Raw genomic sequence first — 20,727 nt, 5'->3', positions numbered from 1 at the left:
CGGCTCAACGGTCCTCCCCCGCTCGCAGCACTCGCACCAGGTCCACCCGGGACAGCAGTCGGGCCAGTGCCAGGACGACCGCGCTGATGGCGAGCGCGGTCGCCAGCGCGGTCAGTGCCACGGTGCCCCAGGGGATGATCTGCGGGAGCGGCGGATAGGGGGTCTGTCCGCTGTCGTCCACGGTGACCAGCGGCAGCACCGTCGCTGCCAGGGCCATGCCCATCAACGCCCCCGGGACCACCGCGAACAGCGCCAGACTCAGCTGCTCGGCGCCCAGCAGCGCGGACAGGCTCTTGGCGCGGACGCCGATCGCCCGCAGCAGGGCGAACTCCTTGCGCCGCTGCCGGGTGGAGACCACCGCGTGCGCGGTGAAGGCGATGACCGCGAAACCGGGGGCCAGATAGCGGACCAGTTCCAGCGTCCGGCGCAGCCCCTCGCGGAACGGGTCGGCCTGGAGGGACGCGGCGGTGCGCGCCGTGGTCGTGACCCGGCCCAGCGCGGGCTGCGCCGCCACGGCGGCGGCCGTACGCACGCTGTCGGTGCTGCCGAGCCACCAGAACGCGGGATCCTCCTGGTCCACGCCGGCCCGTGTCAGCGCGGTGGCGAGTTGCCGCTGATCGGCGATCAGATGCCCCTGACCACGGCCCAGTCCGGGCAGCGAGTCGACCTCGCCCACGATCCGGGCGGTGACCCGGCCGTCGCCCAGGTCCAGGGTGGTGGTGCCGCCCACGCTGAGCCGTGCCTCGCGCAGCGTCGTGGCGTCGGCGCGTAACGGAAGCGGCGCCGGACCGCCCGCCGGACCCGCCACCAGCCGCACCTGGCTGCCGGCCTGGGTGTCGTAATCGCTGTCGGACAGACCGCCGAAGGCGTCCGAGGTCGCCCGGGAGGGCCGGATGCCGGTGCTGATGACGGTCCGGAGCACGTTGGTGCCGCCGGGAGCGATCGAGCACACCCCGGAGGTGCCTGGTTCGTAGCTGTCGGCCAACTGCCCTTTGCAGGCGCCCTCGGTGGAGTCGGCGGCGTGGTCCGTGCCGTCGGCCCAGACCTGCCCGCCGGGGAGCCGGGTGACCCAGCTGTCCGTGGTGTCGCGCGCGCCGACCCGGATCAGTTCCAGGTCCAGCCGCGCGGGAGGCGTGTTCGGCTGTGGCAGGACGTTCATGGCGGTCACCGTCAGCGGATACGCCCGTGGGTGGCCGCCGCTCAGCGCCACGCCGAGGGGGATCGCGACGGTGTGTCTGGCTCCGTCGGCGGTGGGCAGCCGGGTGGTCACGACGCTGACCAGGCCGGACGCGTCCTGCACGGTCACCTCCAGGCTCGGTGCGACGCGGCTGCCGTCGCTGCGCAGCCGCTCGTCCAGCAGCAGCGCGGTCGGACGCCCGGGGAGCGGTATCCCGAACACGACCGGTGTGGGGGTGTGGGGAGCGGGCCCGCCGACCGTGCCGACCAGGTCCTCGGTGGCGCCGCCGGGCAGGTTCACCGTCGACCGCGTCACCGGGGCCACGTCGGTCACCGCCGGCAGCGCGCGATAGGCGGCGCCCAGGACGGAGGAGGGATAGCCGTCGTCCGCCGACGGGGTGATCCGCACGTCCGCGCCGACGGCGAACGCGGCCTGCTCCGACGCCAGACCGCCAAGGCATGCCAGTGCGGTCGTGGCGAAGGCGCTCACCGACATGGCCAGGCACATCAGCACCACCGGTCCCGCGTTGCGCGCGGCCCGCCGGCCCAACTGCCAGCCCGCCAGCGGGAGTACGAGACCCCGGCCGCGCCTGCCGAACGCGTCCAGCAGCAGCGAGGTCAGCGGCAGCAGCCGCAGCAGCAGGAGCGCGGCGGCACCGGCCACCAGGGTCGGCACCAGGACCAGCACCGGGTCCGCGGAGGCGCTGCCGGTGCCCACGTCGGCGATCAGCGAATGGTGCCGCCGTAACTCCAGATAGCCCAGGGCCGCGACGGCCGGCAGGGCCAGGTCGGCGCCCAGCCGCTGTGCGGCGGCGGCCCGTGCGCCTCGGGTCGGCCGCGACCGTGCCGACGGGAGTACGGGCAGCAGGACCGCCGCCGCGTGCACCAGCAGGGTCAGACCCACGGCCGCCCACGCGTCGGTGCCCCGCCTGCCGGGGTGCAGCAACCCGGCCAGGAAGGGGGCGGCGACAGCGGCCGGGACACCGGTGAGCGCCCACTCGGCCGCCGCGCCGCGCAGCAGCCGTGGGGTTCCGGCGCCTCTGGCCTGCTGCAGCGCCAGTTCCTCGCGCCGGCGCACGGTCAGCTCGCGGGCGGCCAGCACCAGGGTGGCCAGGGCGAGGACCGCCAGCAGCACGCTCGGCAGGTACAGCGAGGACCGGGCCGCCACCGTCGGCACCGTCAAGTCGTCGATCGCGCCCGGCAGTCCGGAGGCCACCGTCACATCGGCCAGCGACGGCTGGTGCCCGCCGAACACCGACACGCGGCTCTGGCTCCCGGAGAAGGCGCGCAGCCGGTCGCGCAGAGCCGTGAGGCAGTCCGCGTCGAGCCGGGAGAGGTCGGGCTGCACACTCCAGTGGGCCGTCAGATGCCCGTTCAGGACGGCGCTGCCGTTGAGAGCCGACGGCGAGACCACCAGCAGGTCCTGGTCGGCCGTCTCTCCCTGGGCGAGGTCGCCGGCCATCGCGGGCCAGAACCCGACGGCACCGATCGCCCGGAAGACACCGGTGATCCGCAGGGTCATGGCGCGGTTGAAGGCGTCCTGCACGCGGAGACTGGAGCCGGGGCCGATGCCCAGGCGTTTCGCCAGCGCGTCCGGCACCGCCGTGTCGACCGGGGCGGTGGACCCGGTGGAGACCCTGACCTCGGGCAGCGAGGTGAACGCGCCGGCCGGGGCGTCCGCGGTACCGGCGGGCCACCGCCCGGAGACCAACCGTCCGAACCCGCCCCCGTCCTGCACCGCGACCGGATGCAGCCCGGCGCCTCCGGGCGTGCGCGGTGGGCCCGCGACCCCGTCGATCCCCGTCACCGAGACCGGCGAGGTGCCCAGCAGCCCCACATAGGTCCGCTGCGGCACCCCGGCGAACACCCGGTCGGCGGCGGCCCGCACATCGCGGTCGGCGGCGGCCATGCCTCCGGCCCGGAAGGACGCGTTGACGTTCACCTGCGCGTCGAGGTCGGCGGCCAGCCGCCGTACGGCACCGGCCTGCACCGAACTGCCCGCGAGCGCCGCGAGGGCGGCCAGTGCCGTCGCGCACAGCAGCACGGTCACCGCGACGGCGGCCAGCACCAGCCCGTGCTGCGCGGCCCGCCTGGCGACCACGGGGAGCCGGCGCCGGGCCGGACGCGGAGCACCCGGGCCTCGCCGCGGCGAAGACCTGACGGCCGTGGCGACCACATGAACCCCCGCAGAATCGAACATGTGACGTACGGCGCGCCACAGTCCTACCAGGCACGCTTCGGGCGACGCAAGAAACGCCGATCGCCGGCGCCCGCGAACTGACCTGTGCGTGGCCTCAGTTGAGGCGCGGGAGCGGTGCTTCTACCACCGGCCGCACGCCGCTGACCAGGTCTTCGGCCGCCGCGTTCAGGTTGTGTTCAGGCTCGGGCGGGCGTCGGCCAACTCACGCACCAGAAGCACCAAAGCTCTGGCAAAGGGGGCTGGGGCAACCGCCGGACACCGTGTCATCGTGCCTGCCATGACGACAGATCACCTCACGCACCACCGGCCCCCGGGCCACGCACGACACACGGCGAGCAAGGTGCCGGAGGTGACCGTCTACTTCTGGATCATCAAGGTGCTGACGACCGGCATGGGCGAGACGGCCTCCGACTTCCTGGCCCACGCGTTCGGCCCGATCCCCGCCGTCGGCCTCGGCGGCCTCGCCCTGGTGGCCGCCCTCGCGGTGCAGTTCGCCGTCCGGCGGTACGTGGCCTGGATCTACTGGACCGCGGTCGTCATGGTCAGCGTCTTCGGCACGATGGCCGCCGACGTCCTGCACGTCGGCCTCGGTGTGCCGTACGCGGTCTCGACGCCGTTCTTCATGGCCGCGCTGGCCGCGGTCTTCGCCCTCTGGTACCGCTCCGAAGGCACCCTGTCCATCCACAGCATCCACACCCGGCGCCGCGAACTCTTCTACTGGGCCACGGTGCTGGCCACCTTCGCCCTGGGCACCGCCGCCGGGGATCTCACCGCCACGATCGGCCTCGGCTACCTGGGCTCCGCCGTCCTCTACGCCGTCGCCATCGCCGTTCCGGCCGTCGCCCACCGGTGGGGCGGCCTGAACGCGGTGGCCGCGTTCTGGACGGCGTACGTCATCACCCGCCCGCTCGGCGCGTCCGTCGCCGACTGGATGGCCCTCAGTCATGGCCGGGGCGGCCTCGCCATGGGGCTCGGCCCGGTCACGCTGTCCTGGACGGTGGCCATCCTCGGCTTCGTGGGGTACCTGGCGTTCTCCCGCAAGGATGTCGGGCAGGGCAGGGCGTCGGCATGAGGTGAGGGACAGGTTCGTGGTCAGCCTGCGGGCAGTGTGACCACGAACCGTGCTCCGGGTGTGTGCCCGGCGTCGTGCGTCACTTCGCCGCCGGCGGAGCGGGCGAGGCGTCGGGCCAGGGGCAGGCCGAGGCCCGCCCCGCCGTGGCCGTCGGCCGGATCCGCCCGCCGGCCGGGCTCGAAGAGCAGCCCGGCGAACGCGGGCGGTACGCCGGGGCCGTCGTCGACGACGTCGACGCCCACACCGTCGGGTGTGCGGTGCACGCGGACGGCTACGGTGGAGCGGGCGTAGCGGCACGCGTTGGCGAGGAGCGGGCTGACGATGCGTTCGAGGAGGGAGGGCGGCACCCCTGCCACCAGGGACGGGCCGTCGACGGTGACCGTCAACTCGCCCGGCACGCACAGGACTTCGGCCGGGCGCCGGAGCGTGGACAGCATCTGCGCGGTGCCCGGAGCGGTGAGCGTGCCGTCGCAGGCGTCGGCCAGCAGGGTGTCGCAGATCGTGCGCATGGACTCGGCGGCCTCCGCGATGACCTGGTGACTGGCGTCGGTCTGGTCGGCCGTGCGGGGGCGGGCCCGCCACCAGTCGAGCTCGGCGATGATCCGGCTCAGGGGTGTGCGCAGCTCGTGCGAGAGTTCCCCGGTGAGCTGCCGCTCGTGGCGCAGCAAGGTGCGGATGCGGTCGAGGATGGCGTCCAACGACGCGCCGAGACGGGCGAGTTCGGCCGGATGCCGCATGCTGCCGAAGCGCTCCCCGGAGGCCACGGCGCTCCACTGGCCGGCCTGGTCGGTCATCGTGCGGACCGGGCGCAGGGCGCGGCCGACCGCCAGCCGGGTCAGGACGTAGGTGCAGGCGAGCATGACGGCGTCCAGGGCGAGCGATCCCAGGAGCAGGGTGTCGGCCGAACTCCGGTACGGGGAGAGGTCCAGCGCGGTGACGACGGTGGCGCCGCCGGAGATCGGGTAGGAGCACAGGCGCAGTGGGCCCCGCACGTCTGCGGTGACGCACCGCTGTCCGCCTCGGGAGGCGAGCGCGTCGGCGATCCGGGTCAGGGAGCCCGAGGCCGGCGGTGCCTCCAGCAGTTGCCGGCCGGAGTAGATCCACACGTCGGCGTCGAGGAGGTCGTCGTGGGAGGTCTCCAGGACCCGCACCGTCGGGCCGCTGGTGTCGATCGTCGTGGCCACGGCGGCGGCGCGGGTGCGCAGCTCGTCGTCGGCCTGGTGCTGGAGGCGGTGTCCGGCCACGGAGTTGAAGGCGACGGTCAGGACCAGCATCAGCAGCGTGGCCGTGACGAGGGCCACGAGCGAGAGCCGGCCGCGCAGCGTGCGGGGTGCCGCACGGCGCAGGAGGGCGCTCGCGTGCCACCGGCGAAGGACACCGCTCATGCCAGGTGATGCCCGATTCCGCGAGCCGTGCCGATCGTCCGCTCGCTGCCCGCCTCGCGCAGCTTGCGGCGCAGTCGGGTCAGGTACTGGTCGAGGGTGTTGTCGTGGACCCGGGCCCCTTCGGGCCAGCCCGCCCGGACCAGTTCGCGGCGGCTGACGATCCCGCCGTGGGCCGCCATGAGCGCGGCCAGCAGCCGGAACTCGGTCGGCGTCAGATCGACCCGCGCGCCCCGGACGTCGACCGTGTGCCGGACGGCGTCCAGCACCAGGTCTCCCGCCGTGGCGGCGGGCGGTGGCGCGGCCCGTTTGAGGGCCGCCCGCAGCCGGGCGGCGAGCTCGGCGAGATGGAAGGGCTTGGACAGATAGTCGTCGCCCCCGGCCGAGAACCCCGCCAGCCGGTCGGGCAGCCGGTGGTGCGCGCTGAGGAAGACGACGGGGGAGCGGAACCCGTTCGCGCGCATCGCCTGGCACACGTCCCGCCCGTCGGCGTCGGGCAGCCCGATGTCGAGTACGGCGGCACAGATGTCGTCGGTGGCCAGCCGCAGGGCGGTCGCGCCGTCCGACGCGGGGACGGTGTCGAAGTCCTCGTCCCGCAGCCCGCGCATCAGCACGTCCCGCAGGGCGTGATCGTCCTCGACGACCAGGATGGTCCGGCGCATGATGCTCCCGTGGGTGACTACAATTCTGTAGACCGTCTACGGCACTGTAGACGATCGAGGGGCGGGAGCACGCCGCACGGCAGTCGGGATGCGTTCAGCCGACCTGCTGAACGAGAAGGCGGGCCTGGGCCTCGGTGCGGCGGGCTCGTCGGCCGTACTGCTCGCGATCCTGATCGCCCCGACGCGCCACGCCCTCCACCAAGAACGCCGGAGCCTCATCCGCGCACCCCCCCCGACGGACATCGAAGCGCCAGACCGGGGCACGCGGGAGTGCGGGCCACATGACGTGCGTCCGCACATCGGCCCGTCCAGTGTTTCCAGGAAGGCATCATGACGTCGTCTCATACGCACAAGTGGGGCCTACGGAACGGCAGTTCCACCGGCCGCCGGAGCCGCGCGCCGGGCGAGGCCGAGGGGAAGCGGGCGCTGGACGTCACCGGGCGTGCCGGATTCGTCGCACGGGGCGTCGTCTACGTGCTCGTCGGCGCCCTCGCCCTGCGGATCGCGTTCGGCGACGGTGGCCGGGAGGCGGACCGGCAGGGCGCGTTGCAGCAGGTCGCGGCGCAGCCCTTCGGAAAGGCGATGCTGTGGATGCTGGTCGTCGGCTTCGGCTGCATGGCGATCTGGCGGGGCTCCCGGGCGCTGTTGGCCAAGGGGCCGAAGAACAAGGTCGGTTCGCGGTTGCTGGACGGCGGCCGGGCCGTGTTCTACGGCTTCGTCTGCTGGGGTACGGCGTCCTTCGCGGCCGGGACCGGTGGATCGTCCGGCAGTGACGCGAAGTCCCAGGACTGGACCGCCTCGGCGCTGAAACTTCCTGGCGGCCAGGTGCTGGTGGGTCTCGTCGGCTGCGTCCTGATCGGAGTCGGCGCGACCCTCGCGGTGCGTGCGGTGATGCGGCGCTTCCTGCGGAGGCTGGAGACCGGCAGGATGAGCCGCCGGGTACGGCAGGTCGTCACCGGCCTCGGTGTGGCCGGCGGTGTGGCGCGCGGTGCCGTATTCGCCGGCGTGGGCGTCTTCGTACTCGTCGCTGCCGTCCGCTTCGACCCGCACCAGGCCAAGGGCATGGACGCCACCCTCCGCACCTTCGCGCACACTCCGGCGGGCCCGTGGCTGTTGGTCGCCGTGGCCGTCGGGCTCGTTCTCTTCGGCGGTTTCTCCTTCGCGTCGGCCCGCTGGCGCCGTCTGTGACCGGTGTCCGGGCGACTCCGGCGGGAGGGGCCGGGGAACAAACATCCGTCCGGGTAGACATGAAGTCGCCCGGAGCGGGCACGTGGGGTTCGTCCTGTCCTCCCACTCAAGGCGGCATCGTGGTTTCCTCCGTGAACACCCTCGGCGCAACTGCCCCTGCCCGCGTGGGAACACGGCAGACCGCGGACGAACTGCCGTGGATCGAGGACGGGTCCAAGGTCGCTCCCAAGGACGCACGCGTGATGTCGCGGCTCTTCCTGGACCGGCTGCGGGAGTTGGAGGAGGGCACCCAGGAGTACCAGTACGCGCGGAACACGCTGATCGAGATGAACCTGTCCCTGGTGGCCTTCGCCGCCCGCCGCTTCCGCGACCGGGGCAGCGGCGACATGGAGGACGTCATCCAGGTCGGCACGATCGGCCTCATCAAGGCCATCGACCGCTTCGACCTGACCCGCGAGGTCGAGTTCACCTCCTTCGCGATCCCCTACATCGTCGGCGAGATCAAGCGCTTCTTCCGCGACACCACCTGGGCCGTGCACGTCCCGCGCCGCCTCCAGGAACTCCGTGTCGATCTCGCCAAGAGCAAGGAGGCCCTCGCCACCGCACTGGGCCGCACCCCCACGGTCAAGGAACTCGCCGCCCATCTGGAGCTGACCGAGGACGAGGTCGTCGAGGGACTCATCGCCGCCAACGGCTATGTCGCCGGATCCATCGACACCCCGGGCGGCGACGACGACACCGACGGCGCGCCGAAGTACGCCGACACCCTGGGCGACGCCGACCCGGCCCTGGAGCTGTTCGAGGACCTCCACACGCTCGCCCCGCTGCTGCAAGGGCTCGACGAGCGGGAGCGGACCATCATCGAGATGCGCTTCGGCCAGGAGCTGACCCAGGCCGAGATCGGCCGCGCACTGAACCTCTCGCAGATGCACATCTCCCGCCTGCTGAACCGCACCCTGAAGAAGCTGCGCACCGGCCTGCTGTCCATGTGATCCGGGCCCGCACATCACCGAGCGGTCTGTGAGGATGGGCCCCATGGATGTGCGGAGCAGAAACCGGGTGACCGTGACCGGCCGGGCCGGCGGGCCGGTGGTGGTGCCGGCGCACGGGTTCGGGTGCGACCAGCACATGTGGCGGCTGGTGGTACCGCTCCTGGAACGCGACTTCACCGTGGTGCTCTTCGACCATGTGGGAGCCGGACGTTCCGACCTGTCGGCATGGAGCCCGGAGCGCTACTCGACGCTGGACGGCTACACCGAGGACGTGCTGGAGATCTGCCGTGAACTGGGCCTCGGCCCGGTGACCTTCGTCGGGCACTCGGTGAGCGCGATGATGGGCGTCGTGGCCGCCGCGCGCGATCCCAAGGCGTTCACCGGCCTCGTGCTGCTCGCGCCCTCACCCCGCTTCGTCGACGATCCGGCCAACGGCTACCGCGGCGGGTTCAGCGCCGAGGACATCGACGAACTCCTGGGCTCCCTGGACGCCAACTACCTGGGCTGGTCGGGCGCCATGGCACCGGTGATCATGGGCAATCCGGAGCGCCCGGAACTGGGGGAGGAGCTGACCAACAGCTTCTGCCGCACCGATCCGGACATCGCCCGCTCCTTCGCCCGCGTCACGTTCCTGTCGGACAACCGGGAGGACCTCGTCGGCGTCACCGTGCCCACGCCGGTCGCCCAGTGCTCCCGGGACGCGATCGCGCCCCCGGAGGTCGGCCAGTCCGTACGGTCCCGGATCCGGGACAGCAGCCTGGTCACCCTGAACGCGACCGGCCACTGCCCCCAGCTCGCCGCGCCGGAGGAGACGGCCACCGCGATCACCGAATTCGTCGGGGCCACCCGCCGATGAACATCAGCGGCGAGACCGGGAGCGGCGATCACAGACAACCCGGGAAACAGCCCGGTACCGAGCACGCGGCGTTCTCCGCACTCCTGGAGGACAGCGCCGAGGACCTCTACGAACACGCGCCCTGCGGCTACCTGTCCACCCTCATGGACGGCACCATCGCGAAGATCAACACGACACTGCTCTACTGGCTCGGCCACGAACGCGGCGACCTGGTGGGCCGCAGGACCTTCTCCGACCTGCTGACCGTGGGCGGCCGGCTCTACCACGAGACCCACTTCGCCCCGCTGCTGCGCATCCAGGGCGAGGTCAGCGGCATCGCCCTGGAACTGAGGACCACCGACGGCGGCCGACTGCCCGTGCTGGTCACGTCCACGGTCAAGACCGGCGACGACGGGCTGCCGCTGCTGATCCGCACCACCGTCTTCGACGCCCGCGACCGCCGCGCCTACGAGACGGAACTGCTGCGCGCCCGCCGCCAGGCTGAGCGCGAACGCGAAGAACTCATGCGCCTCAACGCCACCCTGCAGCAGACCCTGCTGCCCCCAACTCTGGTGAACGTGCCGGGACTCGACGTCGCCGCGTACTACCACGTCGCCTCCACCGACATGGTCGGCGGCGACTTCTACGACCTCTTCCCGCTCTCCGCCGGGACCTGGGGGCTGTTCCTGGGGGACGTGTGCGGCAAGGGTGCCGCAGCGGCGGCCGTCACCTCACTGGCCCGCTACACGCTGCGCGCCGCCGCCGTCTACGACCCCGACCCGGCCGCCGTCCTGAGCAATCTCAACACCGTCCTCAACCACGAGTACAACGGCCACGACCCGAGGTTCTGCACCGTCGTCTTCGGACTGCTCACGCCCGAGGGCGAGTACGGCGGCTTCCGCATCACCCTGGCCAGCGGGGGCCACCCTCCGGCCCTGCTGCTGCGCGCCGACGGCAGCGCCGACCAGGTGGACACGCCGGGCGGACAGCTCATCGGCGTGCTGCCCGACGCCCACATCGCCACCGCCACCGTCCATCTCGCGGCGGGCGACACCCTGCTGCTGCACACGGACGGTCTCACCGAGGCCCGCCAGGCCCGCACCGCCGACGGCGACCGCTACGGGGACGAGGCCCTCCTCGACTTCGCCCGGGCGCTGGCACCCACCACCGCCTCCGACGCCGTAGCGGCGATCCGCGACCTGCTCGACACCTTCGGCACCGGCATCGACGACGACACCGCCGTCCTCGCCATCAACGTGCCCCGACCGCCCAGCGAAGAGCAGCAGTGAACCGACTCGCCGTACAGACCCGGACCACCCCCGCGGGCCCCGTCGTCGAACTGACCGGCGAGCTCGACTACGACAGCTGCGCCCAGGTGCGCGATCTCCTGCCCGCGCTCGCGCTCCAGGACGGCCAGCAGCTCGTCGTCGACCTGACCGGTGTCACCTTCTGCGACTCCAGCGGCATCACCGCGCTGCTCGCGGCCCGCAACCACGCCCTCGCCGCCCGGGCGGACATCGCGCTGGCCGCGGTCCCCGCGCACCTCGGCCGGATCTTCCACATGGTCGGCCTGGACCAGGTCTTCTCCACCCACCCCACCGCACAGGCGGCCGAAGCGGCCTGGACCCCTCCGGCGGCCCGCCCCTGAACCGTCAACGGGCGAGATAGAACCGGATCGTCGTGCCGTCCGGAGCCGTGTGCACGCGGACGAGGTCGGCGACGGAGTGGACCAGGAGGAGTCCGCGCCCGCCGGGCAGGTCGCGTGACGGCGGGCGGCGGCCGGCCAGTGGGTCGGTCAGCCGGCCGCGGTCCTCGACCTCGCAGACGATCCGCTCGCCCTCGGCCCAGATCCGCAGCGTCCCCGAACCGCCTCCGTGCAGCACGCTGTTGGTGGTCAACTCCGCGACGGCCAGCGCCAGATCCTGCAACCGCGTGCCCGCCAGGCCCAGCCGCTCGGCCTCCTGGACCGCGAAACAGCGGCACTTGGGGAGCTCGCCCGTGTCGAACGCGAGGGAGGCCGCACCCGGCGGGTGGACGAGCAGCTCGTTGTAGCGGGCGATCATCCGCTCGGGATCGTAGGTGCCGGCGGGGAGTCGGCCCTGTCCGTCGATGACGAGCGGGTGGGTGGCGCGGGCGTCGGCGAGCACCTGCGGTGCCAGACGGTCCGCGTCGTAGGGGCACAGGATCGTCAACTCGCGGCCTACGAAAGCGGAGTTGATCAGCGCCTCGTGCTGGACGCAGGCCGGGTACTCCGCGGCGGTGCGGCCGGGCCAGATCGGTTCCCCTATGATCCGCACCCGGCCGCCGGAGTGCGCGTCGGCGAAGGCCCGCAGCACGCCCGGGATGATCCGCCCCGGATTGCGGCCGACCTCGGTCATGTCGAGGAACCGCACCCCGGCGGCGCCCGGCCCGAGTCCGGTTCTGATCAGGTCGAGGTGGGGGCCCGGCACGGCGACCGCGACGGCCTCCCCGGCCGCCAGACCGTCCCGGACGAACGGCACCGTGCCCGCCGCGTACTGCTCCTCGCCCCGGTAGAACAGCGCGGGATGTACGAATGGTCGACCGTCGGTGGCCGTACTCATCGCACCGCCACCTCGATCCTCGTCGGTCCGGCCGGAACATGTCCACGACGCGCGGCAGTCTACGGCGGCGGCTTCGAGGCCGTCAGGAACAGAAGTCCGCGACGGTGTCGGTGAGGATGTCCGTCAGCCGGTGCAGGGAGGCGGTGTCGGCCCATTCGACGGCCTCGTGGGCTCCCGCGCCGTCGGCCCCGAAGAGCAGACAGGGGATCCCGGCCCGGTCCAGCAGGGCGCAGTCGGTCCAGTACGGCTCGGCGAGGACGGCGGGCGTGTGCCCGAGGACGGACCGGGCGTGGTGGAGCAGCGTGCGGACGACGGGCTGGTCCGGGTCCCCCTCGAACGGCTCGCGGTGCAGGCCCCGGCGCAGCTCGTAGCTGAAGTCCGGGACGGTGGCGGCGAGTTGGTCCAGGATCGCGGTCAACTCCGCCTGGACGGTGTCGGCGTCCTCGCCCGGCACCGTGCGCCGTTCCAGGGTGATCCGGCACTGCGCGGGGTAGGTCGAGGGCTCTTCGCCACCGTGGATGACGGAGGCGTGCACGGTGCCGGAGCCGAGCCGCGGGTGCCCTTCGGCGGCGGCGAGGCGTCGGCCCAACTCCTCGACGGCCACAAGGAAATGACCGGCCTTGGCGATGGCGTCGATGCCCAGGTCCGGCTGCGACCCGTGGGCGGCCCGCCCGTGCACGATCACGTCGAACCAGACGAACCCCTTGTGGGCGAGGATCACTTGGAGCCGGCTCGGCTCGGTGACGATCGCCGCGTCGGCGGTGAACGACTCAAGTACCTCCTCGGTACCGGCACTTGCGTTCTCCTCGTCGGCGACAAGGGCGAGCAGCACATCACCGCGCAACGGCCCCCGCGCGGTGGCCCGGGCGGCGGCGATCATCATGGCCGCGACACCACCCTTCATGTCGCAGGCCCCGCGCCCGTAGAGCCTCCCGTCCTCGATTCGAGGGCTGAGCGGCTCGCCCTCGTAGCCGCCCAGGCCCACGGTGTCGAGATGCCCGTTGAGCATCAGCGAACGGCCGCCACCCGTACCGCGGGCGATCGCGACGAGGGACGGGCGCCCCGGGTTCCGCTCCAGCCGGTGCACCTCGAACCCGCGCGCGCCGAGCCAGTCCGCGCACAGATCGGCGATCGCCCCTTCCCCCGCACCCGAGGCCGCGAGACCCGGGTTGACGGAGTCGACCGCGACCAGCCGCTCCAACAGCCGTACGGGGTCGAGTTCTTCGGACTCCTGCGTCATCGCTGCTCCTGGGCGTACGGGTTGGCGGCCGTGCCCTCGGTGCTCAGCAGGACCACGGTCGAGTCGGAACCGACGGCCAGGGCTCTACGGCGCCCGGCGGCGCCCGCCCCGGTCAGCGCGGCGCGGGCGCCCGCGAGCGAGGCCGCGCCGCAGGGGCCCGCGGAGACACCGGCGGCGGCGAGATCTCGGGCGGCGCCCGCGCTGTCGGCGTCGGTGACCGCGACGGCTGCGTCCAGACCGTCGCGCAGCAGGGGCCACGCCAGGCTGGAGACGGTGCCGCAGTTCAGTCCGGCCATGGTGGTGGTACCGGTCGGCACGCTGACCGGCTCCCCGCGGCCGAGACTGGCCAGTACACAGGCCGCGGTGACGGGCTCCACCGACAACAGCGCGGTCGCGACGGCCCCGTCCCGCCGACTGCGGTAGTGCGTGACGGCGGCCTGCGCGAGCGAGCCCACGCCCGCCGGGACGACCACCAGGCCCGGTGCTCCGGCGCCCAGCTGCTCGTCGATCTCGGCGAACAGGGTGGCGTAGCCCTGCACGATCCAGCCGGGGATCCGCTCGTAGCCGGGCCGGCCGGTGTCCTGCACGAGCACGGAGTCCGGCCCGCCCGCCGCCCCGGCCGCCCGGCGCACGGCTTCGTCGTAGGAGCCGGGCACCAGGACCACGTCCGCGCCCTCGTCCTCGATGGCGGTCACGGCCGCCGGGTGGACGCCTCGTGGCACGAAGACCTGGGCGGGGTGCCCGAACAGCCGCGCCATCCGGGCCACGGCCCGGCCGTGGTTGCCGTCGGTGGCGGTGACCAGGCGTACCAGGCCGCTGCCCGTCCGCCGGGCCAGCACCTGGTGGATCGCCCAGGATGCGCCCAGCGCTTTGAACGCGGGCAGCCCCAGGCGCGCGGACTCGTCCTTGACGAACACTCGCCCCACTCCCAACTCGGCTGCCAGGGCGGGGAGTTCGGTCAGAGGGGTGGGCGCGTAGCCGGGCAGCCCGGCGTGGAAGTCCCGCACCTCGGCCGGAGGCGGCGCGCAGGTCCAGGTTCGGGCGCCGGACCTGACGTACCAGGGCAGACGGCGCGGGGCGGAGCTGCCGGAGAGGAGAGAAGTCTTGGACACCTGATCAGCGTGTGACCAATTGTATGATTAGTCCAGCGCATGTTTTCGAACAGTATTCGTCAGAAAAACTGACTGATGGAGCCCGGTGATGTTCGACCTGCACCGACTGCGCCTCCTGCGCGAGCTGAAGCACCGCGGCACGCTGGCCGCCGTCGCCGCCGCGCTGTCGTACAGCCCCTCCGCCGTCTCCCAGCAGCTCTCGCAGCTCGAATCCGAGGTCGGCGTCCCGCTGCTGGTGCCCGTGGGGCGCCGGGTGCGGCTCACCCCGCAGGCGGAGATCCTCGTCGCGCACACCGAGGCCGTGCTCAAGCGGCTGGAGGAGGCCGAGGCGGACATCGCCACCTCCCTCACCGACCTCACCGGCACGCTCCGCATCGCCTCCTTCCAGACCGCGGCGCTCGCCCTGGTGCCGACCGCGCTGACGCTGCTGCGCGACGCCCACCCCCGCCTGCGGGTCGAGGTCACCCAGGCCGAGCCGAGCGAGGCGCTGCCCGCGCTCCTCGCCCGCGACTTCGACCTCGTCATCACCGAGGAGTACCCGGGCAACCCGCACCCCAGGCCCGCCGAACTCGAACACGAACCCCTCTGTGAGGACCCGCTGCGGCTGGCCACCCCGAGACCCGTCGACCAGGACACCGGACCGGTGGACGCGCTCCGGGCGCTGGCCGGCCACCCCTGGGTGATGGAACACGTGGGCTCACCCGCCCGGCACTGGGCCACCGCACTGTGCCGCACCGCGGGCTTCGAACCCGATGTGCGCTTCGAGTCCGCCGACCTGGTGCTGCACCTGAGGCTGGCCGAACTGGGCCATGCCGCCGCCCTGTTGCCGGACCTCGCGTGGAACGGCCGCCCGCCCACGGTCGAGCTGCGACAGCTCCCCGAGGGCCATCGCACCCGCTCCCTGTTCACCGCCGTACGCAGCGGACGCGGCCCCCACCCCGCCATCCGCGCCTGCCGCCGGGCACTTCGGCGGGCGATCGCGCCCTAGTACGCGAACTCTCTTACGGAACGGTCCTGTTCAGGTCGAGCCGGCCGACGCGGGCCACGTTCTCCCGGTCGTCGGCGTCCCCGCTCGGCTCCGCCGCGAACCAGGCGTCGAGGATCTCCCTGAGCAGCGGCTCCGACGTCAGGCGCAGACCGAGGGCCAGCACGTTGGCGTCGTTCCAGCGGCGCGCGCCGTCCGCCGTGTAGGCGTCCGTGCACAGTGCTGCCCGTACGCCCGCCACCTTGTTCGCGGCGATCGACGCGCCCGTGCCGGTCCAGCAGCACACGACCGCCTGGTCGGCGGTCCCGGCGGCGACCTCGCGGGCCGCCGCCTCCGAGCAGACCGCCCACTGCGGGTCGTCGCCGGGCCGCAGCGCCCCGTGCGCCAGCACCTCGTGACCACGCTCGCGCAACTCCGCGACGAGGGCGCGCGCCACAGGTTCGTCCATGTCCGAGGAAACAGAGATCCGCATGTCCCGGAGGCTACTCAGCGGACGGGTTCCGTGCCATCCGCGCACACGCGGGAGCGGCCCCCGCCGGGTCGAGACCAGGAACAGACCCATGGCCTACGACCAAGCAGGGGCCGACGACGGCTACGACCGGCGCCAGTTCTGGTTGGCGCCGCCGGTGCAGGTCCAGATCTCCAGCGCCGTGCTGTTGGCCGTGCCGTGGCCGACCGCGTCCAGACACTTGCCGGAGCCGACGTTGACGACGCTGCCGTCGGAACGCACCCGCCACTGCTGGTGGGCGCCGCCGTTGCAGTCCCAGATCTCCACCGGGCTGCCGTCGGCGGTGGCACCGCCGGTGACCTCAAGGCACTTGGAGTCGTAGACGGTCAGCTGGTTGGTGGCCGTGGAGGTCCAGGTCTGGTGGGTGCCGCCGTTGCAGTCCCAGAGGGCGGGCTCGGTGCCGTTGGCCTGGTTGGCGCCGGGGACGTCCACACAGCGGCCGGACTCCTGGCCCTTGAGGGGTGCCGAGACCGCGCCGCGCAGCCAGCTCTGGTTGGTGCCGCCGGTGCAGGTCCACAGCTCCAGCAGGGTGGCCGGCGAGGTGCCTCCGGCCGTGGCGTCCAGGCACTTGCCCGAGGCGGGGTTGACCACCGAGCCGTCGCTGTTCACGGTCCACTTCTCGGCGGCGGTGCCGTCGCAGTCGTAGATCTGCACCGGGGTGCCGTCGGTGGTGGCGCCGCTCTTGGTGTCCAGGCACTTCGTGCCGTCGTAGACGGTGAGCCGGCCTGCCGGTGTAAGCGTCCAGGCCTGGTTCGTGGCGCCGTTGCAGTCCCAGAGCGCGAGTTGGGTGCCGTTGGTCCGGCTCGCCCCGGGGACGTCCGCGCACAGGCCGGACTGGCGGCCCTTGAGGATGCCGGCGTGGTTGCCCGGCGGGTTCGCGGTGACGGAGAGGTTGTCGAACTGGTCGGTCTGGTAGCCCACCACACCAAGGCCGATCTGTCCCGCCGAGAACGAACTGTCGTCCGTGGCACCGAGGTTGGCGCCGTCGGCGGTGGCGGTGATCCGGTCGCCGGAGAAACCGAGGGAGAGTGTGTGCCAGGCGTGGGTGCCGAGCGCGGCCCGGGTTCCGGAGAGCAGGGTGGTCAGGGTGCCGGCCGCCGAGCTCCTGACGATGGACCAGGTGCCGGTGTCGCTCACCCGGAGCAGATAAGCGGCCTGATGGCTCTGCGGCCGGTTCTGGGTGTTGGCCCGGCCCAACAGCTCGACCGTACCGGCCTGTTGGAGGTTCACGTCGACCTTGACGGTGTAGTCGGTCCAGGTCGGGTCGCCGAGCAGCGAGAAGGCGTCGGAGTCGTCCTGCCACTCGATCGGTTTGACCGGGGTCACCTGCTGCACGCACTGCCCCGACCGGCCGTCGGCGCACGGGCGTGCCTCGAACGCGCCCTGCATGTCGGAGAGATACGTGGCCTCGGCGCCGGTGGCGTAGCTGTCGAAGGTGTCGCCGTAGGGCAGCGCGAGGGCGTGGGCCGCGGGCGCGGTGGCGGTGCCCTTGCCCTGGCCGGTGGTCGTGGTGACCGTGTAGATCCAGCCCGGCTGGAGCGTCAGCGAGTACGCGCCGCCGGTCGGGGTGATGTCCTGCGTGTGCACGAAGTCGGTCGCCTGGCTGGGGCTGTTCACCCGGGTCGCCCAGACGTGCACCGCGCCGGTGGACAGACCGCCGCGCACCTGCACGTCGACCGTCTGCGCCGCGCCGGCGGTGGTGGTCTCCAGGACCGTGGAGTAGTCGGAGCCGTTCGGTGACTTCAGCGTCGCGTAGGTGCCGTTGGACTCGGTGCCGCCGAGATAGCCCGACGCGGAGTCGACGAACTTCCAGCCGGGCTGGGCGAATTGGGTGACCTGAGCGGTCGCCCAGGTGTCCTCGCCGATCGCGTAGTTGCCGGACCAGGGCGAGTTCGCGGTGGCCAGGCCGACCGTGCTGAACGGCAGGTTGGGGTAAATCGCGGCGACCAGCGGCCAGTTGAGATACGCGGTCATCCTCGCGTCCACATAACCGCGCACGATCGAACGGATCAGCGCCGGGGCGCCGGAGTCCATGTCGAGCGAGCCGTTCTCCGACGCCCACAGCGGTTTGCCGTTGTTCTTCGCCGTGGTGGTGCTGGAGCAGGTGTCGGCGCTGCCGCCGTCACCGCCCGCGCAGGGATAGTGGGCGCCGATGACCGAAACGGCGTTGTTGAACGCGGAGTTGCTCGCCATGTCGTCCGCGACGCTCCAGCCCGAGTCGTCGCCGACGATCTGCAGGGAGCCGTATCCGGCGCTGTCGAGCGCGGACCGCAGCTGGATGTACCAGTTGACGTCGTGTCCCCGCTCGTTCCAGCCGCCGAGGTAGCTGATCGTCAGACCGTGCTGCTTGGCACAACCCAGCCAGGAGATCAGGTAGTTGATGGTGTCGGTGGACCAGAACCCGCCGCTGATCCAGCCCGGGGCGGCCCAGGCCAGACCGTACAGCTTGATGTCCGGATTACGGGCCTTGGCCTGCTCGGCGAGCCAGAATTCGTAGCCCGCGTCGCAGTTGATCTGTCCCCTGGTGTGCTCGATGGACGGCTCGGAGCCGTCGGTGGAGTTTGCGTCACCGCCGATCTCCAGCTTCAGCAGCTGCAGATTCGCGCCGTAACCCGGCTTGAACAGGTAGTCCAGGATCTGCGACCGCTGGGCGGCCGGATAGTCGCGCAGCAGCCGGGAGTTGCCCCCGCCGCCGCTGATCGCGCCGATCCCGTCGAACGTCCGGCCGCTCTGACCGCCGTCCACGGTGATCGTGGTGGCCGCCGCGGCGGCCCGGGCCGGCTGCGCGCCGACCGAACAGAGGGCGGCGACAAGCGCCATGACGCACAAGGGCAGGAGGTGCCTCAAGGTTCTTCGCACGGTGTCGTCCTTCTCCAGCGGGGGTGAGGACAGCGTCGGAGAGCGCTCTCAGCGCGATCCGACGGAGCTGTCCGTGGAGGTTTGTGCGACAGTGTGGGGACGTGTTGAATTGGAGTCAAGGGTCTATACCTGTTCAGGTACGTACCGGTGATCCGGGCAGTACTCATCAGGCCAACTCGCCTGCTACGTCGCCGAATCCGCCGTTCCCCGGCCGGCCCCGCCGCTCCACTCCCGGTACGCGGCCACCGCCGTCGGCAGGGTGGGGAAGATGTGGTCCTCGCCGACCGAGTCCACCAGCCCGTACGCCTCCAGGTCGTCGCGGAGGTCCTGCTTCACCCGGGCCAGGGCGAACACCACGCCGCGGTGGGCGAGTTCGCGGCGGAGTTCGTCGACCGCGTCCAGGGCGGTGATGTCCACCTCCACATTGGCCTCGGTGTTGAGGACGAACCACCGCACGGGGACCGCCTGTTGGTCGACCGCGGCCAGTGCGCGGCGGCGGAAGTTCTCCGCGTTGGCGAAGAAGAGCGGTGAGTCGTAGCGGTAGACCAGCAGACCGGGGACGGTGCGGGCCTGCGGGTAGTCGTCCACGTCGTGCATGCCGGCCACACCGGGGACCAGGCCCTCGACGGCGTCGTGCGGGCGGGCCACCCGGGTGAGGAGTTCGGCCACCGACAGGCCCACGGCGACGATCACGCCGTAGAGGATGTCCAGGGCGAGGACTCCGGTCAGGCAGCCGAGGGCCAGGAGGAGTTCGCGGCGGCGGAATGTGGCGAGGCGGTGGAAGCCGGTGAGGTCGATCATGCGGACGGCCGCGTAGACGACGAGGGCGCCGAGCACCGCCGAGGGGGTGCGGGACAGCAGCGGGCTCAGGAAGAGGAGGACCGCAAGAACCACCGCTCCGGCGACCAGTGAGTACGCCTGGCTGCGGGCGCCCGTGGAGGAGGCCAGCGCGGTGCGGCTGGCGCTGCTGCTCACCGGGAAGCCGTGGAGGACACCGGCGCCGATGTTGGCCGCGCCCAGGGCCAGGAACTCCTGGTCGGCGTCGAGACCGGGGCCCTCGTCCTTGTCGCCGCCGGTGAAGGCGCGGGCGGTGAGCATGAAGTCGGTGTAGGCGACGAGCAGGACACCGAGTGCGGGCAGTACCAGGTGGGGGAGTTCGGTGAGGTCGGGCAGGCCGACCGTGGGAAGTCCCGCCGGGACGTGGCCGATCACCTTGATGCCGTACCGGTCGTCGAGGTCGAGGGCCGCTACGGCCGTCGTGCCCAGCACCACCGCCAGCAGGGGGCCTGGCACCGCCCTGGACAGGCGCGCCACAGTGAACAGGAACGCCAACAGGACGGCGGCGAACAGCAGCGTGGGCGCGTGGAGGCGGTCCAAGTGCCGTACGAAGGACCAGAGTTGGGGGAAGAAGGCCGAGCCGGTCGTCGGCACCCCGGTGAGCTTGGGCAACTGGTCCACGATCATGATCAGGGCGACGCCCGCCAGATAGCCGATCAGGACCGGGCGGGAGAGGAGATCGGCGACGAAGCCGAGACGTACCGCCCACGCGGCCAGGCAGAGCAGGCCGACCGTGGCCGCGAGGGCGGCGGCGAGTGTGGCGTACCGGGCCGGGGCGCCGCCCGCGAGGGGGCCCACCACTGTCGCCGTCATGAGCGCCGTCGTCGACTCGGGCCCCACGGACAGCAGCCGGGACGAGCCCAGCACCGCGTACAGGGCGAGCGCGGGGAGGATCGCCCACAGGCCGGCCACCGGGGGCAGCCCGGCCACCCCGGCGTACGCCATCACCTGTGGGACGAGATACGCGGCGACCGTGACACCGGCCAGCAGGTCGCCGCGCAGCCAGGCACGCCGGTATCCGGCCAGCGCGGCGATTCCGGGCGTCAGACGCCGCCACTCCACGCGGCGCCCGCCCGGGCTGTGGGACACGGTGTTCC

Annotated in this window: 16 protein-coding genes; 7 read left to right on the top strand and 9 right to left on the bottom strand. The window is 72.4% G+C overall.

Features of this window, described 5'->3' with window-relative positions; all coding sequences use genetic code 11:
* Window positions 1-4: 4 nt before the first annotated feature.
* Window positions 5-3,277: an FtsX-like permease family protein gene (locus OH768_RS04545; protein WP_406450259.1), complete on the bottom strand. Its 3,273-nt coding sequence runs from the start codon at window positions 3,275-3,277 to the stop codon at window positions 5-7.
* Window positions 3,278-3,653: 376 nt separating this feature from the next.
* Between OH768_RS04545 and OH768_RS04540 the strand changes: the two genes are divergently transcribed.
* Window positions 3,654-4,448, top strand: coding sequence for a hypothetical protein (locus OH768_RS04540; RefSeq protein WP_406450257.1), 795 nt, complete (start codon window positions 3,654-3,656; stop codon window positions 4,446-4,448).
* A 20-nt stretch (window positions 4,449-4,468) separates the two neighbouring features.
* Here the strand turns inward: OH768_RS04540 and OH768_RS04535 are convergent, their stop codons facing one another.
* Window positions 4,469-5,833 carry an ATP-binding protein gene (locus OH768_RS04535; protein ID WP_406450255.1) on the bottom strand — a complete coding sequence of 455 codons (1,365 nt, stop codon included), beginning with the start codon at window positions 5,831-5,833 and terminating at the stop codon, window positions 4,469-4,471.
* Window positions 5,830-6,492 carry a response regulator transcription factor gene (locus tag OH768_RS04530; protein ID WP_406450253.1) on the bottom strand — a complete coding sequence of 221 codons (663 nt, stop codon included), beginning with the start codon at window positions 6,490-6,492 and terminating at the stop codon, window positions 5,830-5,832. Before OH768_RS04530 ends, OH768_RS04535 begins: the two co-directional genes overlap by 4 nt.
* A gap of 330 nt (window positions 6,493-6,822) precedes the next feature.
* Here OH768_RS04530 and OH768_RS04525 point away from each other — a divergent pair, with 330 nt between their 5' ends.
* The 5 genes from OH768_RS04525 to OH768_RS04505 all read left to right on the top strand — a co-directional run bounded on the left by OH768_RS04525 (window position 6,823) and on the right by OH768_RS04505 (window position 11,155).
* Window positions 6,823-7,680, top strand: coding sequence for a DUF1206 domain-containing protein (locus OH768_RS04525; RefSeq protein ID WP_406450251.1), 858 nt, complete (start codon window positions 6,823-6,825; stop codon window positions 7,678-7,680).
* A gap of 116 nt (window positions 7,681-7,796) precedes the next feature.
* Window positions 7,797-8,672 carry a SigB/SigF/SigG family RNA polymerase sigma factor gene (locus tag OH768_RS04520; RefSeq protein WP_406465136.1) on the top strand — a complete coding sequence of 292 codons (876 nt, stop codon included), beginning with the start codon at window positions 7,797-7,799 and terminating at the stop codon, window positions 8,670-8,672.
* A 43-nt stretch (window positions 8,673-8,715) separates the two neighbouring features.
* On the top strand, window positions 8,716-9,528 hold the full coding sequence (locus tag OH768_RS04515) for an alpha/beta fold hydrolase (protein ID WP_406450249.1): 813 nt from the start codon (window positions 8,716-8,718) through the stop codon (window positions 9,526-9,528).
* Complete coding sequence (locus tag OH768_RS04510) at window positions 9,525-10,796, top strand: PP2C family protein-serine/threonine phosphatase (RefSeq protein ID WP_406450247.1); 1,272 nt, start codon at window positions 9,525-9,527, stop codon at window positions 10,794-10,796. Before OH768_RS04515 ends, OH768_RS04510 begins: the two co-directional genes overlap by 4 nt.
* Window positions 10,793-11,155 (top strand): STAS domain-containing protein, encoded by a 363-nt coding sequence (locus tag OH768_RS04505; RefSeq protein WP_406450245.1) that lies wholly within the window; start codon window positions 10,793-10,795, stop codon window positions 11,153-11,155. Before OH768_RS04510 ends, OH768_RS04505 begins: the two co-directional genes overlap by 4 nt.
* Before the next feature lie 4 nt (window positions 11,156-11,159).
* Here the strand turns inward: OH768_RS04505 and OH768_RS04500 are convergent, their stop codons facing one another.
* The 3 genes from OH768_RS04500 to OH768_RS04490 all read right to left on the bottom strand — a co-directional run bounded on the left by OH768_RS04500 (window position 11,160) and on the right by OH768_RS04490 (window position 14,441).
* On the bottom strand, window positions 11,160-12,089 hold the full coding sequence (locus OH768_RS04500; protein WP_406450243.1) for an anti-sigma factor RsbA family regulatory protein: 930 nt from the start codon (window positions 12,087-12,089) through the stop codon (window positions 11,160-11,162).
* Window positions 12,090-12,171: 82 nt separating this feature from the next.
* Window positions 12,172-13,329: an ArgE/DapE family deacylase gene (locus OH768_RS04495; protein ID WP_406450241.1), complete on the bottom strand. Its 1,158-nt coding sequence runs from the start codon at window positions 13,327-13,329 to the stop codon at window positions 12,172-12,174.
* Window positions 13,326-14,441, bottom strand: coding sequence for a pyridoxal-phosphate dependent enzyme (locus tag OH768_RS04490; RefSeq protein WP_406450239.1), 1,116 nt, complete (start codon window positions 14,439-14,441; stop codon window positions 13,326-13,328). Before OH768_RS04490 ends, OH768_RS04495 begins: the two co-directional genes overlap by 4 nt.
* 88 nt (window positions 14,442-14,529) lie before the next feature.
* On the opposite strand from OH768_RS04490, the gene OH768_RS04485 reads away from it, so the two are divergent.
* Window positions 14,530-15,429 carry a LysR substrate-binding domain-containing protein gene (locus OH768_RS04485; protein ID WP_406450237.1) on the top strand — a complete coding sequence of 300 codons (900 nt, stop codon included), beginning with the start codon at window positions 14,530-14,532 and terminating at the stop codon, window positions 15,427-15,429.
* Between the two features lie 13 nt (window positions 15,430-15,442).
* On the opposite strand, the gene OH768_RS04480 is transcribed toward OH768_RS04485, so the two are convergent.
* The 3 genes from OH768_RS04480 to OH768_RS04470 form a co-directional block, all read right to left on the bottom strand.
* Entirely contained in the window at window positions 15,443-15,898 is a 456-nt protein-coding gene (locus OH768_RS04480; RefSeq protein WP_406450235.1) for an RpiB/LacA/LacB family sugar-phosphate isomerase, read from the bottom strand.
* 120 nt (window positions 15,899-16,018) lie between these two features.
* Window positions 16,019-18,754 carry a ricin-type beta-trefoil lectin domain protein gene (locus OH768_RS04475; RefSeq protein ID WP_406450233.1) on the bottom strand — a complete coding sequence of 912 codons (2,736 nt, stop codon included), beginning with the start codon at window positions 18,752-18,754 and terminating at the stop codon, window positions 16,019-16,021.
* A gap of 222 nt (window positions 18,755-18,976) precedes the next feature.
* Entirely contained in the window at window positions 18,977-20,719 is a 1,743-nt protein-coding gene (locus tag OH768_RS04470) for a SulP family inorganic anion transporter (protein WP_406450231.1), read from the bottom strand.
* Between the last annotated feature and the right edge of the window lie 8 nt (window positions 20,720-20,727).

Origin of the sequence: Streptomyces sp. NBC_01622 (assembly GCF_045209635.1) — a bacterium.
Lineage (GTDB): Bacteria > Actinomycetota > Actinomycetes > Streptomycetales > Streptomycetaceae > Streptomyces.
The sequence above is the reverse complement of the archived record's forward strand: the minus strand, read 5'-3'. Positions and strand labels throughout refer to the sequence as shown.